The sequence below is a fragment of the Actinoplanes missouriensis 431 genome, assembly GCF_000284295.1.
Taxonomy (GTDB): Bacteria; Actinomycetota; Actinomycetes; order Mycobacteriales; family Micromonosporaceae; genus Actinoplanes; species Actinoplanes missouriensis.
The window spans coordinates 2,469,882-2,489,728 of the sequence record NC_017093.1 but is presented as its reverse complement, the minus strand read 5'-3'; the positions used below and the strand labels follow the sequence as shown (position 1 = coordinate 2,489,728).

Below are 19,847 nucleotides of genomic sequence, written 5' to 3'. Positions count from 1 at the left end.
TTCTGAAGCTCGAGGTGAGCGCGGCATGATCCACGGCCCCGTCGTCCCCACTGCCCGCGCTCTGGGCAAGCTGCGGCCGCTCCCGGCCGACACGGTGCGCCTCGACACCGGCGGACTCCTGGGTGACTGGCAGGCCCTCTTCTCCGGGTCCGCGGCCCCCGCCCCCCATCCACGGGAGGACCGTCCCGGGGTCGAAGCCGCGCTCACCGGATTGTTCCGGGAGACGGGGGATCGGGCGTACCTGGAGAGGGCCTGTCAGCTTGTGGAGAGCCGTGGCCACGGAACGCTCGGCGAAACCGAGTTCGGGCCCGCCCACCACCAGGACCACGTGCCGCTGCGCTCGGCGACCGAGGTTGCCGGTCACGTGGTGTGGCAGCTCGCCCTGCTCGCCGGCGCCGTCGACATCGCCGTCGAGACCCACGATCACGAGCTGCTCGCCGCGGCCGAACGGCTCTACGACTCCGCCCTCACCACCCGCACCTACATCACCGGCGGGCAGGGATCCCGGCACCGCGACCAGGCCTACGGCGACCCCTACGAACTGCCACCCGACCGGGCGTACGCGGAGACCTGCGCCTCCGTCGCCAGTTTCCAGCTCGCATGGCGGCTCCTGCTCGCCACCGGCGACGTCCGGTACGCCGACGAGATGGAACGCGTGCTGCTCAACGGCATCGCGGCGGGCGTCAGCGCGGACGGCACCGCGTTCTTCACCGCCAACCCGCTGCAGGCCCGCACCGGCCTCACCCGCCAACCCCCACAGCCCGGCGCCTGCTGCCCCTCCGCAGTCTCCGCACTGATGGCCTCGCTGCCCGGCCACGTCGCCACCGGCGACAATTCCGGGATCCAACTACATCTGTACGGGTCGGGAGCGCTGCGTTCGGCGGACCGCGCGATCGACGTCTCCACCCGGTACCCGTGGGACGAACAGATCACCGTCACCGTCACGGAGTCGTCGGGTGAGCCCTGGACGCTCGCCCTGCGCGCCCCCGCCTGGTGCGCCGACCTGCGCCTCACCGTCAACGGGACACCCGCACCGGCCCGCCGGCTGGTCGAGAAAGGCTACCTGCGGCTGCACCGCACCTGGCACCCCGGCGACCAGATCACCCTGACCCTCGCCATGCCGGCCCGCCGGGTCGCCGCCCACCCGCGCGTCGACGCCACCCGGGGAGCGGCGGCGCTGGTCCGCGGGCCCCTCGTCTACTGCCTGGAGCAGGCCGATCTGCCGGTGTCCGGGAAACTCGCGGGCGCGACCGTGGACGACGTGGAGCTGGATCCGTCGGCGCCGCTGGCGGTGGCGTACCACACCGGGGGCATCTCGCCGGTCACGTTGCAGGCGCCGGTCCGATTCCATCCGCCGGTGGCGGAGGCGCCCCTGTACCGGACCCTGCCGGTGGGGGCGGCGGCCCCGGCGGCGGCGGTCACGGGGGTGGCGACGGCCATTCCGTACTACCTGTGGGCCAATCGGGGGCCCGGCCCCATGCGGGTGTGGTTGCCATTGGCGCCGCGCCACCTCTGACAGCCCCAGCGGGAGCATGTCCGCTGCTCGTTCGCCGTTCGCCGCTCGTCGCTCGTCGCTCGCCGCTCGTCGTTCGCTGGTCCGGCCGGTCCGGCTGGTCCGGCTGGCGCTCAGTGCTGCCCAACACCCCGCTGACAGCACTGGTAACCAGCTCGCCTCGCCCAGCTGGTTACCAGTGCTGCCGCGCGCCCGTTTTGTCCGCACTGAGCGCCGGCCGGCCTCGGCGTTTCCAAGATCTGCGAGCCCGGAGCCGCAACCCCGGCGCTACTACCGCACCAACACACACCGTCACGATCATGGCCACTGACCCGCTCCTGAGGCCGTGCCACCCCGCGCATCCCCGGCATCGGGACTGCTCGCATCGACGGCAACAAACCTGCAACTAATTTGGCGCGGATGTTTCTTGCGGGTTAATCGACACCCCTCTATCGTCGCCAGGAAAGCGCTTTCCTGCACCTCAAAAACATCCCCAAGCCAAGTGAGGCATGCATGAAACGAGCACTAGCGATCAGCACCGGCGCGGGCCTGGCAGCCGCGATAGCCCTGGCACTCCCCCTGCACCAGGCCAGCGCCGCGGCCGTCGGCAGCGCCACCGGCTTCGCGGCCGCGAACGGTGGAACCACCGGCGGCAACGGCGGCACGACGGTACGCGCCACCACCGGCACCGCCATCCACACCGCCCTCTGCAACCGGGCCAGCGCCAGCACCCCGATCACCATCGAGGTCGAGGGCACGATCAACCACGGGAACACCGCGAAGGTCTCCGGCGACAGCTGCAACACCGCCGCCGGGGTGATCGAGCTCAAGCAGATCAGCAACGTCACGATCATCGGGGTGGGCAGCGGGGCGGTCTTCGACCAGCTCGGGATCCACATCCGGGACTCCAGCAACATCATCATCCAGAACGTGACGGTCCGGAACGTGAAGAAGTCCGGCTCGCCCACCTCCAACGGCGGCGACGCGATCGGCATGGAGAGCACGGTCCGCAACGTCTGGGTGGACCACGTCACGCTTGAGGCGTCGGGCGGCGAGTCGGAGGGCTTCGACGGCCTGTTCGACATGAAGAACGACGTGGAGTACGTGACCCTCTCCTACAGCGTGCTGCGCAACTCCGGCCGCGGCGGGCTGATCGGTTCGAGCGAGACCGACACCGGGAGCGGCAACATCACGTTCCACCACAACAAGTACGAGAACATCGACTCCCGTACGCCGTTGCTGCGCGGCGGCGTGGCGCACATCTACAACAACCACTACGTGAGCCTGAACGAGTCGGGCATCAACTCCCGCGCCGGCGCGAAAGCCCGGGTGGACAACAACTACTTCGAGGACTCGAAGGACGTGCTCGGCACGTTCTACACCGATCAGGCCGGGTACTGGCAGGTCAGCGGCAACATCTTCGATAACGTGACCTGGTCGGCGCCGGGTGAGGACAACAACCCGGCCGGCCCGAACGTCACCTCGAACACCAGCGTGAGCGTCCCCTACTCGTTCAGCCTGGACAACGCGTCGTGCGTACCGTCGGTGGTGTCCTTGACCGCGGGCGCGAACAAGGGCATCAAGACGTCGACGGGTACGTGCAGCACCACCTCGCAGCCGTCCAGCCCGCCGCCGAGCAGTCCCGGCCCGAGTTCCCCGGCCCCGAGCAGTCCCGCCCCGAGTTCCCCGGCGCCCAGCAGCCCCGCGCCGAGCCAGCCCACCGGCACGAACCTCAGCATCGGCGCCGGCTCGGACGGTTCCAGCAAGGCGAGCGGCACGAGCTACGGCAACGTCCGCGACGGCAACCTCGGCACCTACTGGTCACCGGCCGGCACCACCGGCGACATCTCGATCAAGTGGGGCTCCGCCACCACGGTTTCCAGGGTCAACATCCGCCTGGCCTCGGGCAGCGGCACGATCGGCGGCTACCAGGTACTCAACGGCGCCACCGGCGCGGTCCTGGCGAGCGGCAGCGGCGCCGGCGTGATCAGCTTCGCCGCCACGTCCCTCACCAAGATCACCTTCAAGATCAACAGCGCATCGGGTACGCCCCGAGTAACCGAGTTCGAGACATACGCCTCCTGACACACAGCGGAAGGAAGCCGCCCCGGCGCGACCGGGGCGGCTTCGGCGTGAGCAGTCGAAAGAACGCGTCAGACCACGATGTTCCACTGCTGGCAGGCGTTGCCGAGCGACGCCCACTGCCGCACCGCCACCCCGTCACCCGCACCGCAGTTGGTCACGTCGAGGACCAGCCCGTTCCCCCGGTTGGCGATCAGGTAACCACCGTTGATCGGGGTGAGGCTCCACTCCTGGCAGGCGTTCCCGAGCGAGGCCCACAGGTTCAGCGCCGTCCCGTTGGCCGCCCCGCAGTTCACCGAGTCGAGCACCGTCCCGCTGTTCACGTTGGTGATCCGGTAGTAGTTGCTCGTCGTCTTCGTGAATGTCCACTGCTGACAGGCGTTGCCGAGCGAGCTCCACTGCTGGATCGCGGTCCCGTTCGCCACCCCGCAGTTCTGCGCGTCGAGCACCTTGCCGCTGGCCTGGTTGACCAGCCGGTACCGGGTGCCGCCGGCCGGGAACGACACCGAGCCGCCCGGGTCGCCGGCGGGCGCGGTCAGCGCGGTGGAGAGCTTGTCCGGGGTGCCGAGGTTCGGCGTGCCGTCGGAGTTCCAGTTGACCTTCTTGATCCGGGTGGTGCGGGTCGCGCCGCACCCCTGCGCGGTGGTCTCGTTCGCGTGGTAGGCCATCCACGTCTCGGACCCGTCCGGCGAGGTGAAGAACGAGTGGTGGCCGGGCCCGTAGACGCTGTTCGCGTCGCTGCGCTGGAAGAGCGGGGTGGACTTCTTCGTCCAGGACGACGCGGCGAGCGGGTTGCCGCCGGTCAGCGTCAGCATCCCGATCTTGTAGTCCGGGGTGTTGCAGGAGCTCGCCGAGAAGGTGAGGTACGTCTTGCCGTTGCGGTGCAGGACGTACGGGCCCTCCTCGGTGTTGCCGCCGACCTTCTCCCAGTCGTACGTCGGGTAGGAGATCCGGGTCCCGTACGCGGAGACCGTCCACGGGTTGCTCATCGGCGCGATGAAGAGGCTCTGCAGATCGCCCACCCACGACGAGTAGAGGAAGTAGTTCGACCCGTTGATCGTCGCGACGCTGCCGTCGATCGCCCAGCCGTTGTTCGCCTGCACGTTGAGCTGCCCCTTGAACGTGTAGGGCCCCATCGGGTCGGTGCCGGCGCTCTCCAGCACGAACGACCGCTGGCCGTCGCAGCAGGCCGTGGCGCCGGCCGAGTAGTAGAGGTACCAGCGGGTCCCGTTGGGGCCGCTGAGCTTGTGCATCGACGGCGCCCAGACGTTGCAGCAGCTGGCCGCGGCCGTTCCGGTGTAGACGACCGACTCGGTGGCGCCGGGGAGCGCGACCACCGACTTGGCCCGCTTGATGACGACCTGCGAGTTCCAGGTGGTGGCGGCCACGTAGTAGTAGCCGTTGTCGTAGCCCATCCACGGGTCGGCGCCGTACGGGGCGGAGGCGACCGGGTTGGTGAAGGTGACGGCGGCCTGACTCGGCTGCGGTTTGAGGACGACCGCGGTGAGGGCCGCGGCGACCATGAGGACTACGACGAGTCCGGCCCGGAGGCGACGGGGTATCGCGAGGGACATGGGGGATGTTCCTTCCACGAAACGGAGGACGGTTGCTCGTAACATCCCAGAAAGAATCGAAAAATGTTAGCGCTCGCTCACGCCTCGAACTTGAAACTTATCTTTCAGTTGGCAGCGTGAACATCGAAGATCAGCGTGATCAGCAGCATCACCGGCAGGCACCCGACCGTGGACAGGAAGATCGCGTCCCGGATCAGGACCAGGCCGGCGGAGAACCGCTGCGCGTAGAGGTAGATGTTCTGCGCGGTAGGCAGCGTCGCCAGGATCGTCACCGTGTAGGCCGCGTCCGCCGACAGCCCGAGCGCCAGCGCGAGCAGGGCCGCGACGGCCGGCATCACGAGCAGTTTCAGGGTGACGGCGACGACCGTGGGCAGCCGGTCCGGGCCGGGCGCGAGGACCCGGCGGCCGGACAGCGACATGCCGAACGCGATCAGGACGACCGGCACCGCGGCGTTCCCGACCGTGATGATCGGATCCAGCAGCGCGCTCGGTACCCGTACCCCGGTGAGGTTGAGGAACGCACCCAGGGTGACCGCGACGACCAGCGGATTCGCCGCGGGTGCGAGAAGGGAACGCCGGGACGTCGCGCTCTCCAGGAGCATCAGCGCCAGCGGAGTGATGATCAACAACTGCAGGAACACGATGGGTACGACGAGAGACGCGTCCCCGAGAACGTAGGTCGCCACCGGGATGCCGATGTAGTTCGCGTTCGTGTAGCCACCGGCGAGCGCGCCCAGGATGCGCGTGCCGCGGTCACGCCGGAGGAAGATCAGCGCGAAGATCGTGAAACACACGACCGCAGCCAGCGTGGATACCAGCAGCGGGCCGCTGACCAGGAGATGCAGGTCGGCGTCGAGAGTGCCGGCGAAGAGCAGGCAGGGCGCCAGGGCCGTGTACGCGATCCGCCCGAGCACCGCCTCCGCGTTCTCCGGAAGACTCCCCCATCGCCGCAGCGCCCAGCCGATCGTGACGATGACGGCGAGAAGGAGGAAGCCGGACAGCGCGTTGACCACGAAGGCACGGTGTCACGATCGGGCTCAGGCCGCAGCGGCCGGAATCTCACTCTCCCGCCCGGCCTCGCGCGCCTGCTCGTGCAGCCGCCGGGTGAGCTGCTCGCCCTCCACGTCGACGTTCGGCATCACCCGGTCCAGCCAGCGCGGCAGCCACCAGGCCGACCGCCCGAACAGCGACAACACGGCCGGCACGATCGTCATCCGGACCAGGAACGCGTCAACGGCCACACCGAAGGCCAGCGCGAAACCGAGCGACTTGATGATCGTGTCGGCGGCCAGGATGAAGCCGGCGAAGACGCTCATCATGATCAGGGCTGCGGCGGTGACCACCCGCGCGCCGTGCTTCATGCCGCTGATCACGGCGTCGTCCGGTGACGCGCCGTGCACGAAGTCCTCCCTGGTCCGGGTCACGAGGAAGACCTCGTAGTCCATCGCCAGGCCGAACAGGATCCCGATCAGGAAGATCGGCATGATGCTGACCAGCGGCCCGGTCGACTCCAGCCCGATCAGCCCGGCCAGGTGGCCCTTCTGGAAGACCGCGACGAGCGCCCCGAACGCCGCCGCGATCGACAGCAGGAACCCGATCGTCGCCTTGAGCGGCACCAGGATGCTCCGGAACACCAGCATGAGCAGCACAAAGGCAAGACCCACAACAATTGCCAGGTACGGGACCAGCGCGTTCGTCAGTTTCTCGGAGACGTCGATGTTGACGGCGGTGGCACCGGTCACCGCCATCGTCGCGCCGGTCAGCGAGTGAGCCCGGATGTCGTGCACCAGGTCCTTCGTCGCTTCGCTCGTCGCGGAGCTGCCCGGGATGACCGTGAGCATCGCGGTGTCCCCGGCCTGGTTGGCGACCGGGTCGCTGACCGTCACCACGTCCTCGATGCCGCCGATCAGCTGCTGCGCCTGGATGGCGGCGCTCCGCGCGGCCCCGGTGGCCGCCTCGATCACCACGATCAGCGGGCCGTTGAACCCGGCGCCGAACCCCTCGGCCAGCTGGTCGTACGCCTTGCGCTGGGTGGAGTCCTCGGCCGCGGTGCTGTCGTCGGGGAGCGCGAGCCGCAGGTCCAGCGCGGGCAGCGCCACCGCCCCGATCAGCACGAGCGAGCCGATCAGCGCGATCCACCGGTGCCGGAGCACGTTGCGCGCCCAGCGCTCGCCGAACGGCACCTTCGCGTGGTGCTCGACGGCGGCCGGGTCGGCCCGGTGCTTGCGCGGCAGGATCCGGTTGCCGGCGAACCCGAGCACCGCCGGGACCAGGCTCAACGTGATGACCACGGCGACCGCGACGGTCCCGGCCGCGGCCACGCCCATCGCGGTGAGGAACGGTATGCCGGTCACGCTCAGCGCGACCAGCGCGATGATCACGGTGAGGCCGGCGAAGACCACCGCGGAACCGGCCGTGCCGACCGCCCGCCCGGCCGCCTCCACGCCGCCGCGGCCCACCGCTATCTCGTGGCGGTACCGGGAGACCACGAACAGCGCATAGTCGATGCCGACCGCGAGGCCGAGCATCGTGGCGAGCGCCGAGGTGGAGCTGGAGAGGTCGAAGAAGCCGGTGGCGATCTGGATGCCGAGCATCCCGACGCCCACCCCGACCATCGCGGTGACCAGCGGCAGACCCGCCGCGACGAGCGAGCCGAACGTGATGACCAGGACGAACGCGGCCACGATGATGCCGATCGCCTCGGCCGCGTGGCTCTCGGTGACGGTCCTGGTGACCTCGCCGGAGAACTCCACGCCGATGCCGCTCTGCCGGGCCGTCTCCCCCGCCGCCAGGAGCTTCTCCCGGTCGGCGATGCTCACGTCGGTGGCCGGAACATCATAGCCGACCGTGACGTACGCGCTCTGCTTGTCCTGGCTGTAGACGGGGTCGGCGACGGTCGCCAGCTCCTTCAGCGCGGCCACCGCCGGTGCGAGCCGGTCGGCCGTCAACGCCGTGGAGGAGGTGAACACCACCTTCGCCGAGGCGTTGTCGTCGCCCGTGCCGAACTTCGCCGCCAGCACCTCCATGGCCCGCGACGACTCGGTGCCCGGAATGGAGAACGCGCTGGTGGTGGGCCCGGACAGGGTGGCCGCTCCGACCGCGAACGCGATGAGCAGCAGCACCCAGGCCGCGAGCGTCAGCCTGCGCCGGCGATAGGAGAACCGGCCCAGCCGATACAACAGGGTCGCCACGAACAACCGATCGGCACCCGAACGGAACTACTGAGCACGGTCTCGCACAAGGCGCAGCATCTCGTCCACGGAACCCGCCGGGTCGGTGATCGGGAACTGGACCGCGCGGATCGTCGCGGCCGGGTCGACGAGCAGCGTGAGCCGCTTGAGCCGGTCCACCCCGGCCGCCCGGAAGGTGGGCAGCAGCAGACCGGCCGCGAACCTCTGGTCCTGGTCCGAGAGCAGCGGGAACGGCAGGCCGGCGTGCTCGGCGAACGCCGCGAGCTGGTCCGGCCGCTGGGTGCTCACGCCGCGGACCCGGACCCCGGCCGCGGCGAAGTCGTCCGCGCGGGCCGCGTAGGTCGTCGACTCCAGCGTGCAACCGGCCGCGCCGGGGATCTCCGTCCAGTACGGCGGGTAGCCCTGCGCGCCCGGCACGAACGCGCCCGGGAAGCAGTAGAGCACCGTCCAGCCGTCGGCGAAGTCGCGCGTGTTCTCCGGCAGGGCGCGGCCGACCAGCGCGTGCACCCGGCGGGACTCGGCGGACCCGGCGTCGGCGGTCGCGGTGAGCGTGCCGTCGCCCATCACGTGCCGGTCACCCCACTCCTGCAGCGCGATCAGCACCGGCAGCAGCCCCTCGCCTTTCGGGGTGAGCAGGTAGTCGTGGCGCGGCGGGCGGTCGGTGTAGCGGCGCCGGTGCAGCACGCCCGCCTCGACCAGCTCACCAAGGCGCTCGGTGAGCGCGCGACGGCTCATCCCGAGGGCCCGCTGCAGGGCGTCGAAGCGGGTCACGCCACCGGCGATGTCGCGTACCAGGAGGAAGGTCCACCAATCCCCCAGTACGCCCACCGCCTGCGCGATACCACAGTCCGCGTTCGCGAGGTCGACCCGTTTCACGACTACGACTATAGTGCGTTCCATTATGGAACTCACTGCGTTCTGGCGCTGGTGGACCGCGGGCACGACGAGCGGGCTCGGAACGGCCGTCGGCGGGGTGGCGCTGCCGCTGACCGCGCTGACCGTCCTGCACGCGTCGGCGTTCGAGATGGGGCTGATCTCGGCGGCGGGGTATCTCGCGTACCTGGTGATCAGCCTCCCCGCCGGGGTGATCGTGCAGCGCCTGCCGGTGCGCGGCATCCAGGTCGGCGCGGACCTGGTCCGCGCCGTGGCGGTGACCTCGATCCCGCTCGCCTGGTGGCTCGACGCGCTCACCGTGGCCCAGCTGGTCGGGGTGGCCCTGGTGATGGGGTTCGCGGACGTGCTGTTCGCGGTCGCGAACCAGACGTTCCTGCCGGCGATCGTCCCGGCCGAGCAGCTACAGGCCCGCAACAGCCTGACCTCGGGCACGCACGCCGCGACGGAACTGGGTGGGCCGTCGCTGGGCGGGTTCGCGGTGCAGATCCTGGGCGCGGTGCCGACGCTGCTGGTCGACGCGGTGAGTTACCTGATCTCGGCAGCGTTCCTGCGCACGCTGCCCGCCCGGCCCGTCGACGCAGGCAGCCGCTCGCCGATGTTCTCCCAGATCCGCGAGGGCTGGCACTACGTGGCCCGGCACCCGGTGATGGCGCCCGGCATGTGGGCGGCCACCGCCGTCAACTTCGTCAACGGCGCGCACCACGCGCTGTTCGCGTTCTACCTGGTCCGTGACCTGCACGCGGCACCCGTGCTGGTCGGCGTGCTGCTCGCCGCCGACGGCCTCGGCTCGCTGATCGGCGCCGCGCTGACCACCCGGTTCACCGGCCGCTTCGGCACCGCCCGCGGGTTGATCATCGCCGGTTTCACGGGGGTGGCCGGCGCCCTGCTGATCCCCGCGGGCGGCTATCTCGCCTTCGCCGCCGGCACCCTGATCTTCGCCGGCTCGGTGGTGGTGCTGAGCGTGACCACCCGGACCTATCGGATGATCGTCAGCCCGCCCGAGCTGCTCTCCCGGGTGATCGCCACGGTCCGGTTCGTCTCGTGGGGAGCGATCCCGATCGGCGGCCTGCTCGCCGGCGCCCTCGCCGGCCTGATCGGCACCCGGGCCACCCTCTTCGGGTTCGGGCTGGTCACGCTCTGCGCCCCGCTGTTCTGGCTGTTCTCCCCGGTACGCCGGGAGCGTGACCTGCCACTGCCCGGCTCGTCAGCGAGCGTCGTCCAGGGTCCGGTCGTGCCGCAGTGACGTCCGTGCGGTCTCCTTGGACGCCAGCACCGCGACGATGGTGAGCACCGACGCCACCGTCATGTAGATCGCCACCGCCGTCGTGTTCGGCGTGTCCACGTCGCCGAGCAGACGCAACGCGATGATCGGGGCGAGCGCGCCGGCCAGGATCGAGGCGAGCTGGTAGCCCACCGAGGCGCCGGTGTACCGCACCGACGTGCCGAACAGCTCGGAGAAGAAGGCGGCCTGCGGGGCGTACATCAGCGCGTGCAGCACCAGCCCGACCAGGATCGCCAGGATGATCAGCGGCTCGGACCGGGTGTCCACCAGATCGAAGAAGAAGAACATCCAGATCGCCAGCCCCGCCGCGCCGGTCAGGTAGAGCGGCCGGCGGCCCACCCGGTCGGACAGCCCGCCGATCAGCGGGATGATCACGAACTGGACAGCCGAACCGATCAGCAGCGCGGTGAGGATCATGCTCTTGTCCGAGGCGCTTCCCGCGTACGTGGTGAGGTAGGTGATCGAAATGACCGTGACCAGGTAGTACCCGATGTTCTCGGCGAGCCGCATGCCCATCGCCAGCAGGATCTCCCGCGGATAGCGGCGGATCACCTCGAGCAGCGGCTGGTGGTTCTCCTTCTTGGCGGCCAGCTGCTCCTGGGCCTGCCGGAAGACCGGCGACTCCTCCACGGTCAGCCGCACCCAGAGCCCGACCAGCACCAGCACCGCGCTGAGCAGGAACGGGATCCGCCAGCCCCAGGACTCGAACGCCTCCTGGGACTGGACCAGCGCGAGCACCCAGAGCACGCCCGTGGCGAGCAGGTTGCCGAGCGCCACCCCGGCCTGCGGCCAGGACGACCAGAAGCCGCGCCGCGCGTCGTCGCCGTGCTCGGCGGCCATCAGCACCGCGCCGCCCCACTCCCCGCCGACCGCGAAGCCCTGCAACAGCCGGCAGGTGAGCAGCAGGATCGGGGCGGCGATGCCGATCGAGGCGTACGTCGGGAGCAACCCGATCGCCACGGTGGCCAGACCCATCAGCATCAGCGAGACGACGAGCATCTTCTTGCGGCCCAGCCGATCGCCGAAGTGTCCGAAGACGACACCGCCGAGCGGGCGGGCCACGAAGCCGAGCGCGTAGGTGCCGAACGCCAGCAGCGTGCCGGTGACCGGATCCGACTGGGGGAAGAACAGGGTGCCGAAGACCAGGGCGGCCGCCGAGCCGTAGAGGAAGAAGTCGTACCACTCCACGGCGGTGCCGACCAGGGAGGCGAAGACGACCTTGACGATGGGGGCACGCCGGGCGTCGGTTTCGGTCGTGGCGGTGGTGGACATGCTGCTCCTCTCGGGTGCGCCAGGTGTTAACGGGACGTTACGGCGGAGAGGATCGCCGAGCCCATGGAGCGAGTCCACACATTGCGTCGCACCGATATGTGGACTCGCCCCTCAGCGTCAGCGCCGGGGTGCGCTCCGGCCGGTCCAGGCTTCGAGCTCGGCGAACCCGCCGACGAAGGACGGGAGCATCGGCCGCAGGACGGCCGGGGCGATCGGGACCAGGCCGTCGGTGTGCGTGCCTCCGGCGACGCGGCTGTAGTGGTGCAGGCCGCCGCGACCGGCAGCGGTGACCATCCGGTGATAGACGTCGCCGTACGTGGCCGGCGGGGTCAGGACGTCGAGGGTGCCCTGGATGCTGACGAGCGGACGCTTGATCCGCCCGGTGAGGGCGACCCGGGCGACGGCGCGGTGGACCGACGCGGGCCGGGCGGCCAGGTCGTAGTCGGTGTCGCAGCCGGCTCCGGTGCCTTCGGCGCAGAACGGGGTGCCGGCCTCGGTGTTGCCGTCATAGCCGGGGTCGAGCTCCTCGCGGATCACCCGCTGCAGGAAGTCCCACTGGTTCTTGTGGTGGTGACCCCAGAGCGCCTCGGAACCCGCGGGATAGCCCGCGGCGATCATCTCGGCGTGGGCCGAGGCGTCGCCGGCGACGTGACGCGGGTAGGCACGCAACGCCGGCGGGAGCGTCGTCAGCATGCTGGTGTCGCGGGTGAAGATGAGGGCGTTCCAGTCCAGACCACCGGTGTAGAGGTCGGGGCGGTTCTCCAGCTGCCAGCGCACCAGGTAGCCGCCGGCGGAGAGCCCGGCCGCGTACGTGGTGCGCGGGGCCCGGCCGTAGTGGCGCGCCGCCGCCTTCTTCGCGGCGACGGTGAGCTGGGTTACCCGCCGGTGCCACTCCATGATGGCGTCGCCGGGGCGGCGGCCGTCCTGGTAGATCTGCGCGCCGGTGTTGCCCTTGTCCGTGGCGGCGTAGGCGTAGCCCTTGGCGAGGACCTGGTCGCTGATGATCCGGTCGTTGGCGAACTGCTCCCGGGTGGACGGCGGTCCCGCGACCACGAGTCCGCCGTTCCAGCGGGCCGGCAGCCGCAGGACGAACTGGCTGTCATGGTGCCAGCCGTGATTCGTGTTGGTGGTGGAGTCGTCGGGGAAGTAACCGTCCACCTGGGTTCCCGGCACACCGGAGGGCGTGACCGTGCCGGGCGCCTCGAGGCCGGCCCAGTCCGCCGGGTCGGTGTGACCGGAGGGCACCGTGCCGGTGGTGGTCAGGTCCGCCAGGCACGAGGTGACGGCGTGTTCGGCCCCCGGCACCCGGACGTCCGCGCAGCCCGCGGGATGAGCGGCGGCGGGCGCCGGGGACAGGACGGCGAGAAGGAGTGGGGCGAGGGCGAGACTTCGGCGCATGTGGACCTGCTTTCCATCGAAAGGCGACGCCGGAAAATCTAGGAGCCACAGGTCACCCGGGATAAGTGAGAGACGGCCCGCACGGCGGCAGCCATCGGGCACATGACCTTCGGCCAAACCTCGGGCCGACGGCTGCCGGGCCCGCCGGTGCCCGCATATGCTGCGCCGGTGACACAGCCGGTTACCTGGATCCCGCCCGTTCTTTACGGCTCGGTGCTGGCCGGCGGGGTCTACTACAGCGCGGTCGGCCCGGGCTTCACCTGGCGGACCGCCGGGTTCGCGGGTCTGCTCGTCGCGCTCACCGTCCTGGACACGCGCCGCCGCCCGATCCCGCCGGTCCCGCTGCTGGTGCTCCGGATCCTGCTGCTTGTCGCGGTGACGGCGCTGGACCCGTCCGGCCTGTCCCGCGTGCTGTTCGTGCTGGTGCCGTTCCTGGCCTACTTCGCCTTCGGACGGACCGCCGCGCTGGTGCTGGGCGCCGGCTGCGTCGCGGCGGTGGCGGGCGCCTTCACGCTGTGGGTGCCCGGCTGGCAGGTCCGCGCCGAGTACATCTCGGACCTGCTGATGTTCGCCCTGGGCACGGTCCTCGCGATCGCCATGGCCGCGGTCGCCACCGGCGAGCAACGTGCCCGGCTGCAGCTCGCGGGCACCCTCGAGCAGGTCGCCGACCTGTCGGCGGCGCACGAACGCAACCGGCTCGCCCGCGAGATCCACGACAGCCTCGGGCATCACCTGACGGCCATCGGGGTCCAGCTGGAGAAGGCCGAGGCGTTCGCGTCCCTCGACCGCGCGACGTCCGCGCAGGCGGTGGCGAACGCCCGCTGGTCGGCGGACCGGGCCCTGGTGGAGGTCCGGACCTCGGTCCGGGCGCTCGCTTCGGAGACCGGGCCGGTGGAGCTGTCGCAGTCCCTGGCCGATCTCGTCCATCGCCTCGACGGCGCGGCGGGCCGGGTCACGCTGACCGTCACCGGCCGGGAGCGACGGCCGCTGCTGGTGCTCTACCGTGCCGCCCAGGAGGGTCTGACGAACGCCTGCCGCCACTCCGGCGCCGCCCACATCGGACTCTCCGTCGCCTACGACGACCGGGGAGCATCCCTGACGGTCAGCGACGACGGCCGGGGATTCGACCCGGATGGCGAGGGGTTCGGCCTGTCCGGGCTCCGCGAACGGGTCCGGCTGGCCGGCGGCGCCGTCGCCGTGGACAGTTCGCCGGCAGGCACCCGACTCACCGTGGAGGTCCCCTGGTGACCGTGACAGTCTTCGTCGTCGACGACCAGGACCTCGTCCGCGAGGGCATCACGGCCCTGCTCGGCCTGCAGCCCGGCATCGAGGTGGCCGGCAGCGCCCGGGACGGGGCGGAGGCCGTCGCGGTCGTGCCCGGCTGCCGGCCCGACGTGGTCCTGATGGACGTGCGGATGCCCGAGATGGACGGCGTCGCGGCGACCGCCGCGCTGCGCCGGCTGCTGCCCACCTGCAAGATCGTCATGCTGACGACCTTCGACGACGACGAGTACGTCACCCGCGCGCTGAAGGCGGGCGCGATCGGTTACCTGCTCAAGAACCTGCCCGTGGCCGAACTCGCCCAGGCGGTCCGTCTGGCGCACGCCGGCGTCGCCCAGTTCGACTCCGCGGTCGTGGGTCGCCTCGCTGCGGCCCTGCCCGCGGCCGATGTCCTCACGCCGCGCGAGACCGAGGTGCTGCGGCTCATCTCGGTGGGCGCGAGCAACAAGGAGATCGCCTCCCGGCTGTACCTGAGCGAGGGCACCGTCAAGAACCACATCTCGCGCATCCTGAGCCGGCTCGGCCTCCGCGATCGTACGCAGGCTGCCCTCTACGCCAAGGACAACGATCTGCTCTGACCGGCCCGCCCAGCGTAAATGGACCGCGAGAACAACGCCGAACGGCGGCCTACTGAACCAGTAGGCCGCCGTCCGAAAATCTGAAACTCAGAGCGCGCGAATGTTTTCGGCCTGCAGGCCCTTCTGGCCCTGCGCGACGTCGAATTCCACCCGCTGGTTCTCCTCGAGGCTGCGGAAGCCGCTCGCCGAGATCGCCGAGAAATGGGCGAAGACGTCGGCGCCGCCGCCGTCCTGGGTGATGAAGCCGAAGCCCTTGTCGCCGTTGAACCACTTCACGGTACCTGTAGCCATGTCTGCTCCTTCGCAGGATGTTGGAGGCCGCTCGATGCGGCCTCGCACGCCACCGCGTTGATCACCCGCGTCGGAACCGACACGCAAAAAACGAAAAAGCGCCCGCTGGATCGTAAAATCCATCAGGCGCCGAAAACGTCTACGGAAATCAAAACTGCAACTCCGCAACCGTACCACAGAAATTCGCCCCGAATCCGATTCAGCCGTTTCCGACGGGCGCCGCACGCCGCGATCTCCGGGGCCGGTCAGCGAGGATGGGTCGGTGGACGTCGAGTCGGTTCTGGTGTTTGTCCTCGCCGCTGTCGGTGTGATCGCGGTGGTGCGGTGGGTCGCGGGCCGGACCGGGCTGCCCGCCGCCGCGCTGTTGCCGATCGTCGGCATCGGGTACACCCTGCTGCCCGGCCCCGACATCGTCCTCGAGCCGGACATCATCCTGACCCTGGTCCTGCCGCCGCTGCTGTACAGCGCCGCCCTGGACTCGTCGATGCTCGCGATCCGCCGCAACGTGCGTACGGTGGTGAGCCTGTCCGTCGTTCTGGTCCTGCTCACCGCGCTGCTGATCGGTCTGGGATTCGCCTGGTGGGTCCCCGGGGCGACCTTGGCCGCCGGCGTCGCGGTCGGCGCGGCCGTCGCACCACCTGACCCCGTGGCCGCGCTGGCCGTCGGGCGCCGGGTGGGGCTCCCGCCGCGAATCATCACCGTGATCCAGGGTGAGGGGCTGCTCAACGACGCCACCGCTCTCACCATCCTGAGCGTCGCGGTGGCCGCGGCCAGCGGCGACACGTTCTCCGCAACCAGCGCGCTGGGGCAGTTCGTGATCGACGCCACCGGAGGAGCCGCCGTCGGTGCGCTTGTCGCTCTCGTGGTGCGTCTGCTGTCCCGGCCGCTCAGCGCGGATCCGATGCTGGCGAACGCCGTCTCGCTCGCCACACCGTTCGTCGCCTATCTCCTCGGCGAGCGGGCACACGTCTCCGGCGTGCTGGCGGTGGTGGTCGCCGGCCTGATCGTCGGGCATCACACGCCACGGTCGACCTCGGGCGCGGGACGGCTGCAGACCAGCGCGGTCTGGCGGCTGGTCGACTTCCTTCTTGAAGGGCTGGTCTTCCTGCTGATCGGTCAGCAGCTACCGGAGGTCATCGGTGGGCTCGGTGGATACGACACCGGCACCGTCGTCGTCGCGGTCGGCGTCACCGTGGGTACGGTGCTGCTGCTGCGGCCGCTGTGGCTGCTGCTGACCCTGGTCCTGCCCGGCGCGCTGCAGACCCGGCGGCGCGGAGGCGGCATGGACGGGGAACGGCCCGCACGATGGACAGCGCGGGAAGTCGTCGTTCTCAGCTGGGCCGGCACCCGAGGAGTGATCAGCCTCGCGGCGATCTTCACTCTGCCGCTGGTCACCGAGACCGGCGCCCGGTTCCCGGCCCGGGATCTGCTGCTGTTCTGCACCTTCGTCGTCGTCCTCGTCACCCTCGTCGGTCAAGGCCTCACGTTCGCCCCGATCGTCCGGATGCTCGGGCTGCGAGCGGACGACAACGATCAGGCGCGGCTCCGCAACGAGGCCCGGTCGGCATCCGTCGAGGCAGCCCTCGTCGCACTCGACGACCTGGAGGAACAGGAGCACGACGACATCGGCGCTCCGGTGATCGAAACGATGCGCCAGCAGCTGCGTGCCAGGCTGAACCGTTACCAGCAGCGGCTCGTGCTCCTGCGGGAGAACGACGACTCGGCCGATCCGCCGATCTCACCGCTGTACGAGGCGGCGCTCCACGTACGCCGGGTCGCGCTCGATGCCCAACGCGACGAGCTTCTGCGCTGGCGCGACGCCGGACGGTTACCCGACGAAGGGCTCCGCGTCCTGGAGCGCGAACTCGATCACGAGGAACGACTGCTGCCCGGCCGGCCGACCCGCCGGTGATCCCAGGTGCGAACGAGGGCCCCGGCGCAGAAGCCGGCCCGCCGGCGATCCGGGCGCGAACGAGGGCCCCGACGCAGAAGCCGGCCCGCGGTGATCCGGGCGCGAACGAGGGCCCCGGCGCAGAACGCGCCGGGGCCCAGGGTTACGGGTTCGATACACCATTCACCGGCAGTTTCGCCGGGTTCTCGTTTCCGCACCGCGCCGCCGTCAGCGACAGCGGGGGCGAGGATCGCATAAGCGTGACCGGAGACCACCTCACTTTCGATGGGACCACGGTGTCCGCCACAGAACTGGTACTACGCTCTGACAGCGGGCGATCCAACGGCGTCAAACCCTCCCTTTCCTCTGCTTCCACTTTCGGTGTTGCCACCCGCCGGTGTCGGAGCCCCACGCGACTTCATGGCCCCGCACACGTGCGACGGATCCTCTTGCCTCAGGCGGAGCCCTGGATGTGCGTCAGCCCCACCTGCGATGCCCTGACCTGGAATTACGTCAAGGTCTTGTCGTGCTGTGTCTTACCGTGCTGCGCGCGGCGATGTGTTTCCGCCGCTGGTGCCGAGCGAGCCACGAGAATTTCCGGGCCCTGCTTGACGCTCGGCTTGTCACGTCTGCGTCTTTAAAAGATCTCCCTCGCGAACAGCAGTAACTTTAGCCAGCCTCCCCAAGAATGTCTAGTCTCCAGGGACCAGATTTTCTCGGCGTCACCCATACGATTTCATGGCCGCCCGCTGTGCAGCCGGTGCAGCCGCAGCGCCAGCTGCAGGTCGAGCACCCGCCTCGGCTGATGCCAGTCCTCCCCCAGCAGCTGCCCGACCCGCTCCAGCCGCTGCGTCACCGTGTTGACGTGCACGTGCAGCCCCTCCGCCGCCTTCGCAAGCCCTCCACCAGCATCGAAGTACGCCTCCAGGGTCCGCACCAGCGCCGTCCCGCGCCGCTCGTCGTACTCGATGACCGGCCCGGCGACCCGTTTCACGAACCCCGCGACATCGCGGCCCTCACCGAGCAGCAGGCCGACATATCCCAGATCGGCCGCCCCGGCGCCGCTGCCGGCCCGGCCGAGGGCGAAGAGGGCGTCCAGGCACTGCCCGGCCTCACGGTAGGCGGACGCGACGGCGGAGGCTCCGCGCGCCGGTCCGGCGCCGCCGGCGGTGACGGCCTCCCCGAGGGTCCGGGTCAACTCGCGCGCCACCAGCCGGGCGGCGACGGCCGGGTCGTCGCCGGGAAGCAGCAGCGCCAGCCGGCCCTCCCGCATGACCGCCAGCCCGTGCCGGCCCGCCGCGAACGTCCGGGCCCACGACAGCGCCCGCTGACGCAACCCGTCCCCCGCGACGACCAGCACGAACGGCGCGTCCACGTCGAGGCCGAGCCGGGCCGCCCGGGAGCGGGCCGCCTCGGGTTCGGCCACCGGGCGGCTGATCAGGTCGTCGAGCAGGTCGCCGCGGACCTGCGCCTCGGCGTCGGCGACCGTGCGCCGGAACAGCAGCAGCAGCGCGGTGACCTGCGCGGCACGCTCCAGGATCCGCTGGTCGGCGCCGGTCAGCGGACGGTCCGGGCGGAACAGCAGCGCCCCGAGATTGTCCGCCCCGGCGACAACCGCGGCGATCACGAGAGCGTCCCGCCGTACACTCCGTCCCTCGGATCGGGAAGCGGCCAGCGCCTCGCTGAGCTCGACCACCGCCGGGTCCGGCGGCTCCGCGGAGGAGCCCGGCGTCTGCGCGGTGGCGACCGTGCGGCCCTGCGCGTCGATCACCACGAGTGCGCCGGGAAGGACGCCGACCAGGTCGGCGGCGACGTCGTCCACTCCCCCGCCGCGCAGCACGACAGCCGTCATCCGGTCGTGGGCGTCGGCCGCGCGTTCCACCGATTCGCTGTGCGCCTGGATCACCGCGTTCGCGGCGGAGAGCTCAGCGAGCGCGGTCTGCGTCTCGCTGAGCAGCCGGGCCGTGTCGAGCGCGACGGCGGCGTGCGCGGCCAGCGACGACAGCAGCGCCACCTCCTCACGGGCGAACGGCCGCTCGGCCCGGTTCGCCGCGAACAGCACGCCGATCACCGCGGACCCCAGACGCAGGGGTACGCCGAGAATCGCGATCAGCCCCTCCTCGGCGACCCCTTCGTCGATCTCGGCGGTGTGCTCGAACCGGGGATCGGTCGGGTAGTTCGCGGTCGCGTACGGGGTCCCGGTGAGCGCCACCAACCCGCCCAGCCCGGCCCCGGACGGCAACCTGAGCTGCTGGAAGCTGGCCGCCACCGACCCGTCGGTGATCCGCATGTAGGTGTCGCCGTGCTGGTCGTCGTTGAGCGTCAGATAGGACACGTCGACGCCGAGCAGCGTGCGAACCCGGTGCACGATGGCCCGCAGCACCGCGTCCACGTCGCGCAGCCCGGCCAGGTCGCCGGCGGTGTCGTAGAGCGCGGACAGTTCCTCCTCGCGCCGCCGCCGGCGTTCCAGCAGCGCGCGGACGCGCAACGCCCGCAGTTTCGCCTGCTCAAGGTCCTCGATCCTCTCCGCCGGCGCGCCCGCGGCCCGGGCTGCCACCACCGGGCGCTCGAACTCGATCAGGGCGGCTTCCCGGGCCAGCAGGTCAAGGTATTCGTGCATG

At 70.6% G+C, this 19,847-nt stretch carries 14 protein-coding genes; 6 read left to right on the top strand and 8 right to left on the bottom strand.

Going from position 1 to position 19,847, the window contains the following annotated elements; genetic code table 11:
• The first annotated feature begins 25 nt into the window (after positions 1 to 25).
• Positions 26 to 1,516 (top strand): glycoside hydrolase family 127 protein, encoded by a 1,491-nt coding sequence (locus AMIS_RS11800; protein WP_014442503.1) that lies wholly within the window; start codon positions 26 to 28, stop codon positions 1,514 to 1,516.
• 489 nt (positions 1,517 to 2,005) lie between these two features.
• Positions 2,006 to 3,577: a pectate lyase family protein gene (locus tag AMIS_RS11795; protein WP_014442502.1), complete on the top strand. Its 1,572-nt coding sequence runs from the start codon at positions 2,006 to 2,008 to the stop codon at positions 3,575 to 3,577.
• A 68-nt stretch (positions 3,578 to 3,645) separates the two neighbouring features.
• On the opposite strand, the gene AMIS_RS11790 is transcribed toward AMIS_RS11795, so the two are convergent.
• The 4 genes from AMIS_RS11790 to AMIS_RS11775 form a co-directional block, all read right to left on the bottom strand.
• A complete protein-coding gene (locus tag AMIS_RS11790) occupies positions 3,646 to 5,148 on the bottom strand; it encodes a family 43 glycosylhydrolase (protein ID WP_014442501.1) in 1,503 nt (500 codons plus the stop codon).
• Positions 5,149 to 5,252: 104 nt separating this feature from the next.
• Complete coding sequence (locus AMIS_RS11785; protein WP_014442500.1) at positions 5,253 to 6,161, bottom strand: AEC family transporter; 909 nt, start codon at positions 6,159 to 6,161, stop codon at positions 5,253 to 5,255.
• Positions 6,162 to 6,185: 24 nt separating this feature from the next.
• Positions 6,186 to 8,339: an MMPL family transporter gene (locus tag AMIS_RS11780; protein WP_014442499.1), complete on the bottom strand. Its 2,154-nt coding sequence runs from the start codon at positions 8,337 to 8,339 to the stop codon at positions 6,186 to 6,188.
• 27 nt (positions 8,340 to 8,366) lie between these two features.
• A complete protein-coding gene (locus AMIS_RS11775; RefSeq protein ID WP_014442498.1) occupies positions 8,367 to 9,215 on the bottom strand; it encodes a winged helix-turn-helix transcriptional regulator in 849 nt (282 codons plus the stop codon).
• A gap of 25 nt (positions 9,216 to 9,240) precedes the next feature.
• Here AMIS_RS11775 and AMIS_RS11770 point away from each other — a divergent pair, with 25 nt between their 5' ends.
• Positions 9,241 to 10,476, top strand: coding sequence for an MFS transporter (locus AMIS_RS11770; RefSeq protein ID WP_014442497.1), 1,236 nt, complete (start codon positions 9,241 to 9,243; stop codon positions 10,474 to 10,476).
• On the opposite strand, the gene AMIS_RS11765 is transcribed toward AMIS_RS11770, so the two are convergent.
• Entirely contained in the window at positions 10,438 to 11,787 is a 1,350-nt protein-coding gene (locus AMIS_RS11765; protein WP_014442496.1) for an MFS transporter, read from the bottom strand. The two genes, AMIS_RS11770 and AMIS_RS11765, sit on opposite strands and share 39 nt — an antisense overlap.
• A 117-nt stretch (positions 11,788 to 11,904) precedes the next feature.
• Positions 11,905 to 13,185 (bottom strand): tannase/feruloyl esterase family alpha/beta hydrolase, encoded by a 1,281-nt coding sequence (locus AMIS_RS11760; protein WP_014442495.1) that lies wholly within the window; start codon positions 13,183 to 13,185, stop codon positions 11,905 to 11,907.
• A gap of 168 nt (positions 13,186 to 13,353) precedes the next feature.
• Here AMIS_RS11760 and AMIS_RS11755 point away from each other — a divergent pair, with 168 nt between their 5' ends.
• Both AMIS_RS11755 and AMIS_RS11750 read left to right on the top strand, forming a co-directional pair.
• Entirely contained in the window at positions 13,354 to 14,433 is a 1,080-nt protein-coding gene (locus AMIS_RS11755; protein WP_041830739.1) for a sensor histidine kinase, read from the top strand.
• Positions 14,430 to 15,044 (top strand): response regulator, encoded by a 615-nt coding sequence (locus tag AMIS_RS11750; RefSeq protein WP_014442493.1) that lies wholly within the window; start codon positions 14,430 to 14,432, stop codon positions 15,042 to 15,044. The genes AMIS_RS11755 and AMIS_RS11750 overlap by 4 nt, the downstream gene beginning before the upstream one ends.
• A gap of 87 nt (positions 15,045 to 15,131) precedes the next feature.
• On the opposite strand, the gene AMIS_RS11745 is transcribed toward AMIS_RS11750, so the two are convergent.
• Positions 15,132 to 15,335 carry a cold-shock protein gene (locus tag AMIS_RS11745; protein WP_014442492.1) on the bottom strand — a complete coding sequence of 68 codons (204 nt, stop codon included), beginning with the start codon at positions 15,333 to 15,335 and terminating at the stop codon, positions 15,132 to 15,134.
• Positions 15,336 to 15,597: 262 nt separating this feature from the next.
• On the opposite strand from AMIS_RS11745, the gene AMIS_RS11740 reads away from it, so the two are divergent.
• Positions 15,598 to 17,247: a Na+/H+ antiporter gene (locus AMIS_RS11740; protein ID WP_014442491.1), complete on the top strand. Its 1,650-nt coding sequence runs from the start codon at positions 15,598 to 15,600 to the stop codon at positions 17,245 to 17,247.
• Positions 17,248 to 17,962: 715 nt separating this feature from the next.
• On the opposite strand, the gene AMIS_RS11735 is transcribed toward AMIS_RS11740, so the two are convergent.
• Positions 17,963 to 19,846, bottom strand: coding sequence for a helix-turn-helix domain-containing protein (locus AMIS_RS11735; RefSeq protein WP_014442490.1), 1,884 nt, complete (start codon positions 19,844 to 19,846; stop codon positions 17,963 to 17,965).
• Position 19,847 lies beyond the last annotated feature (1 nt).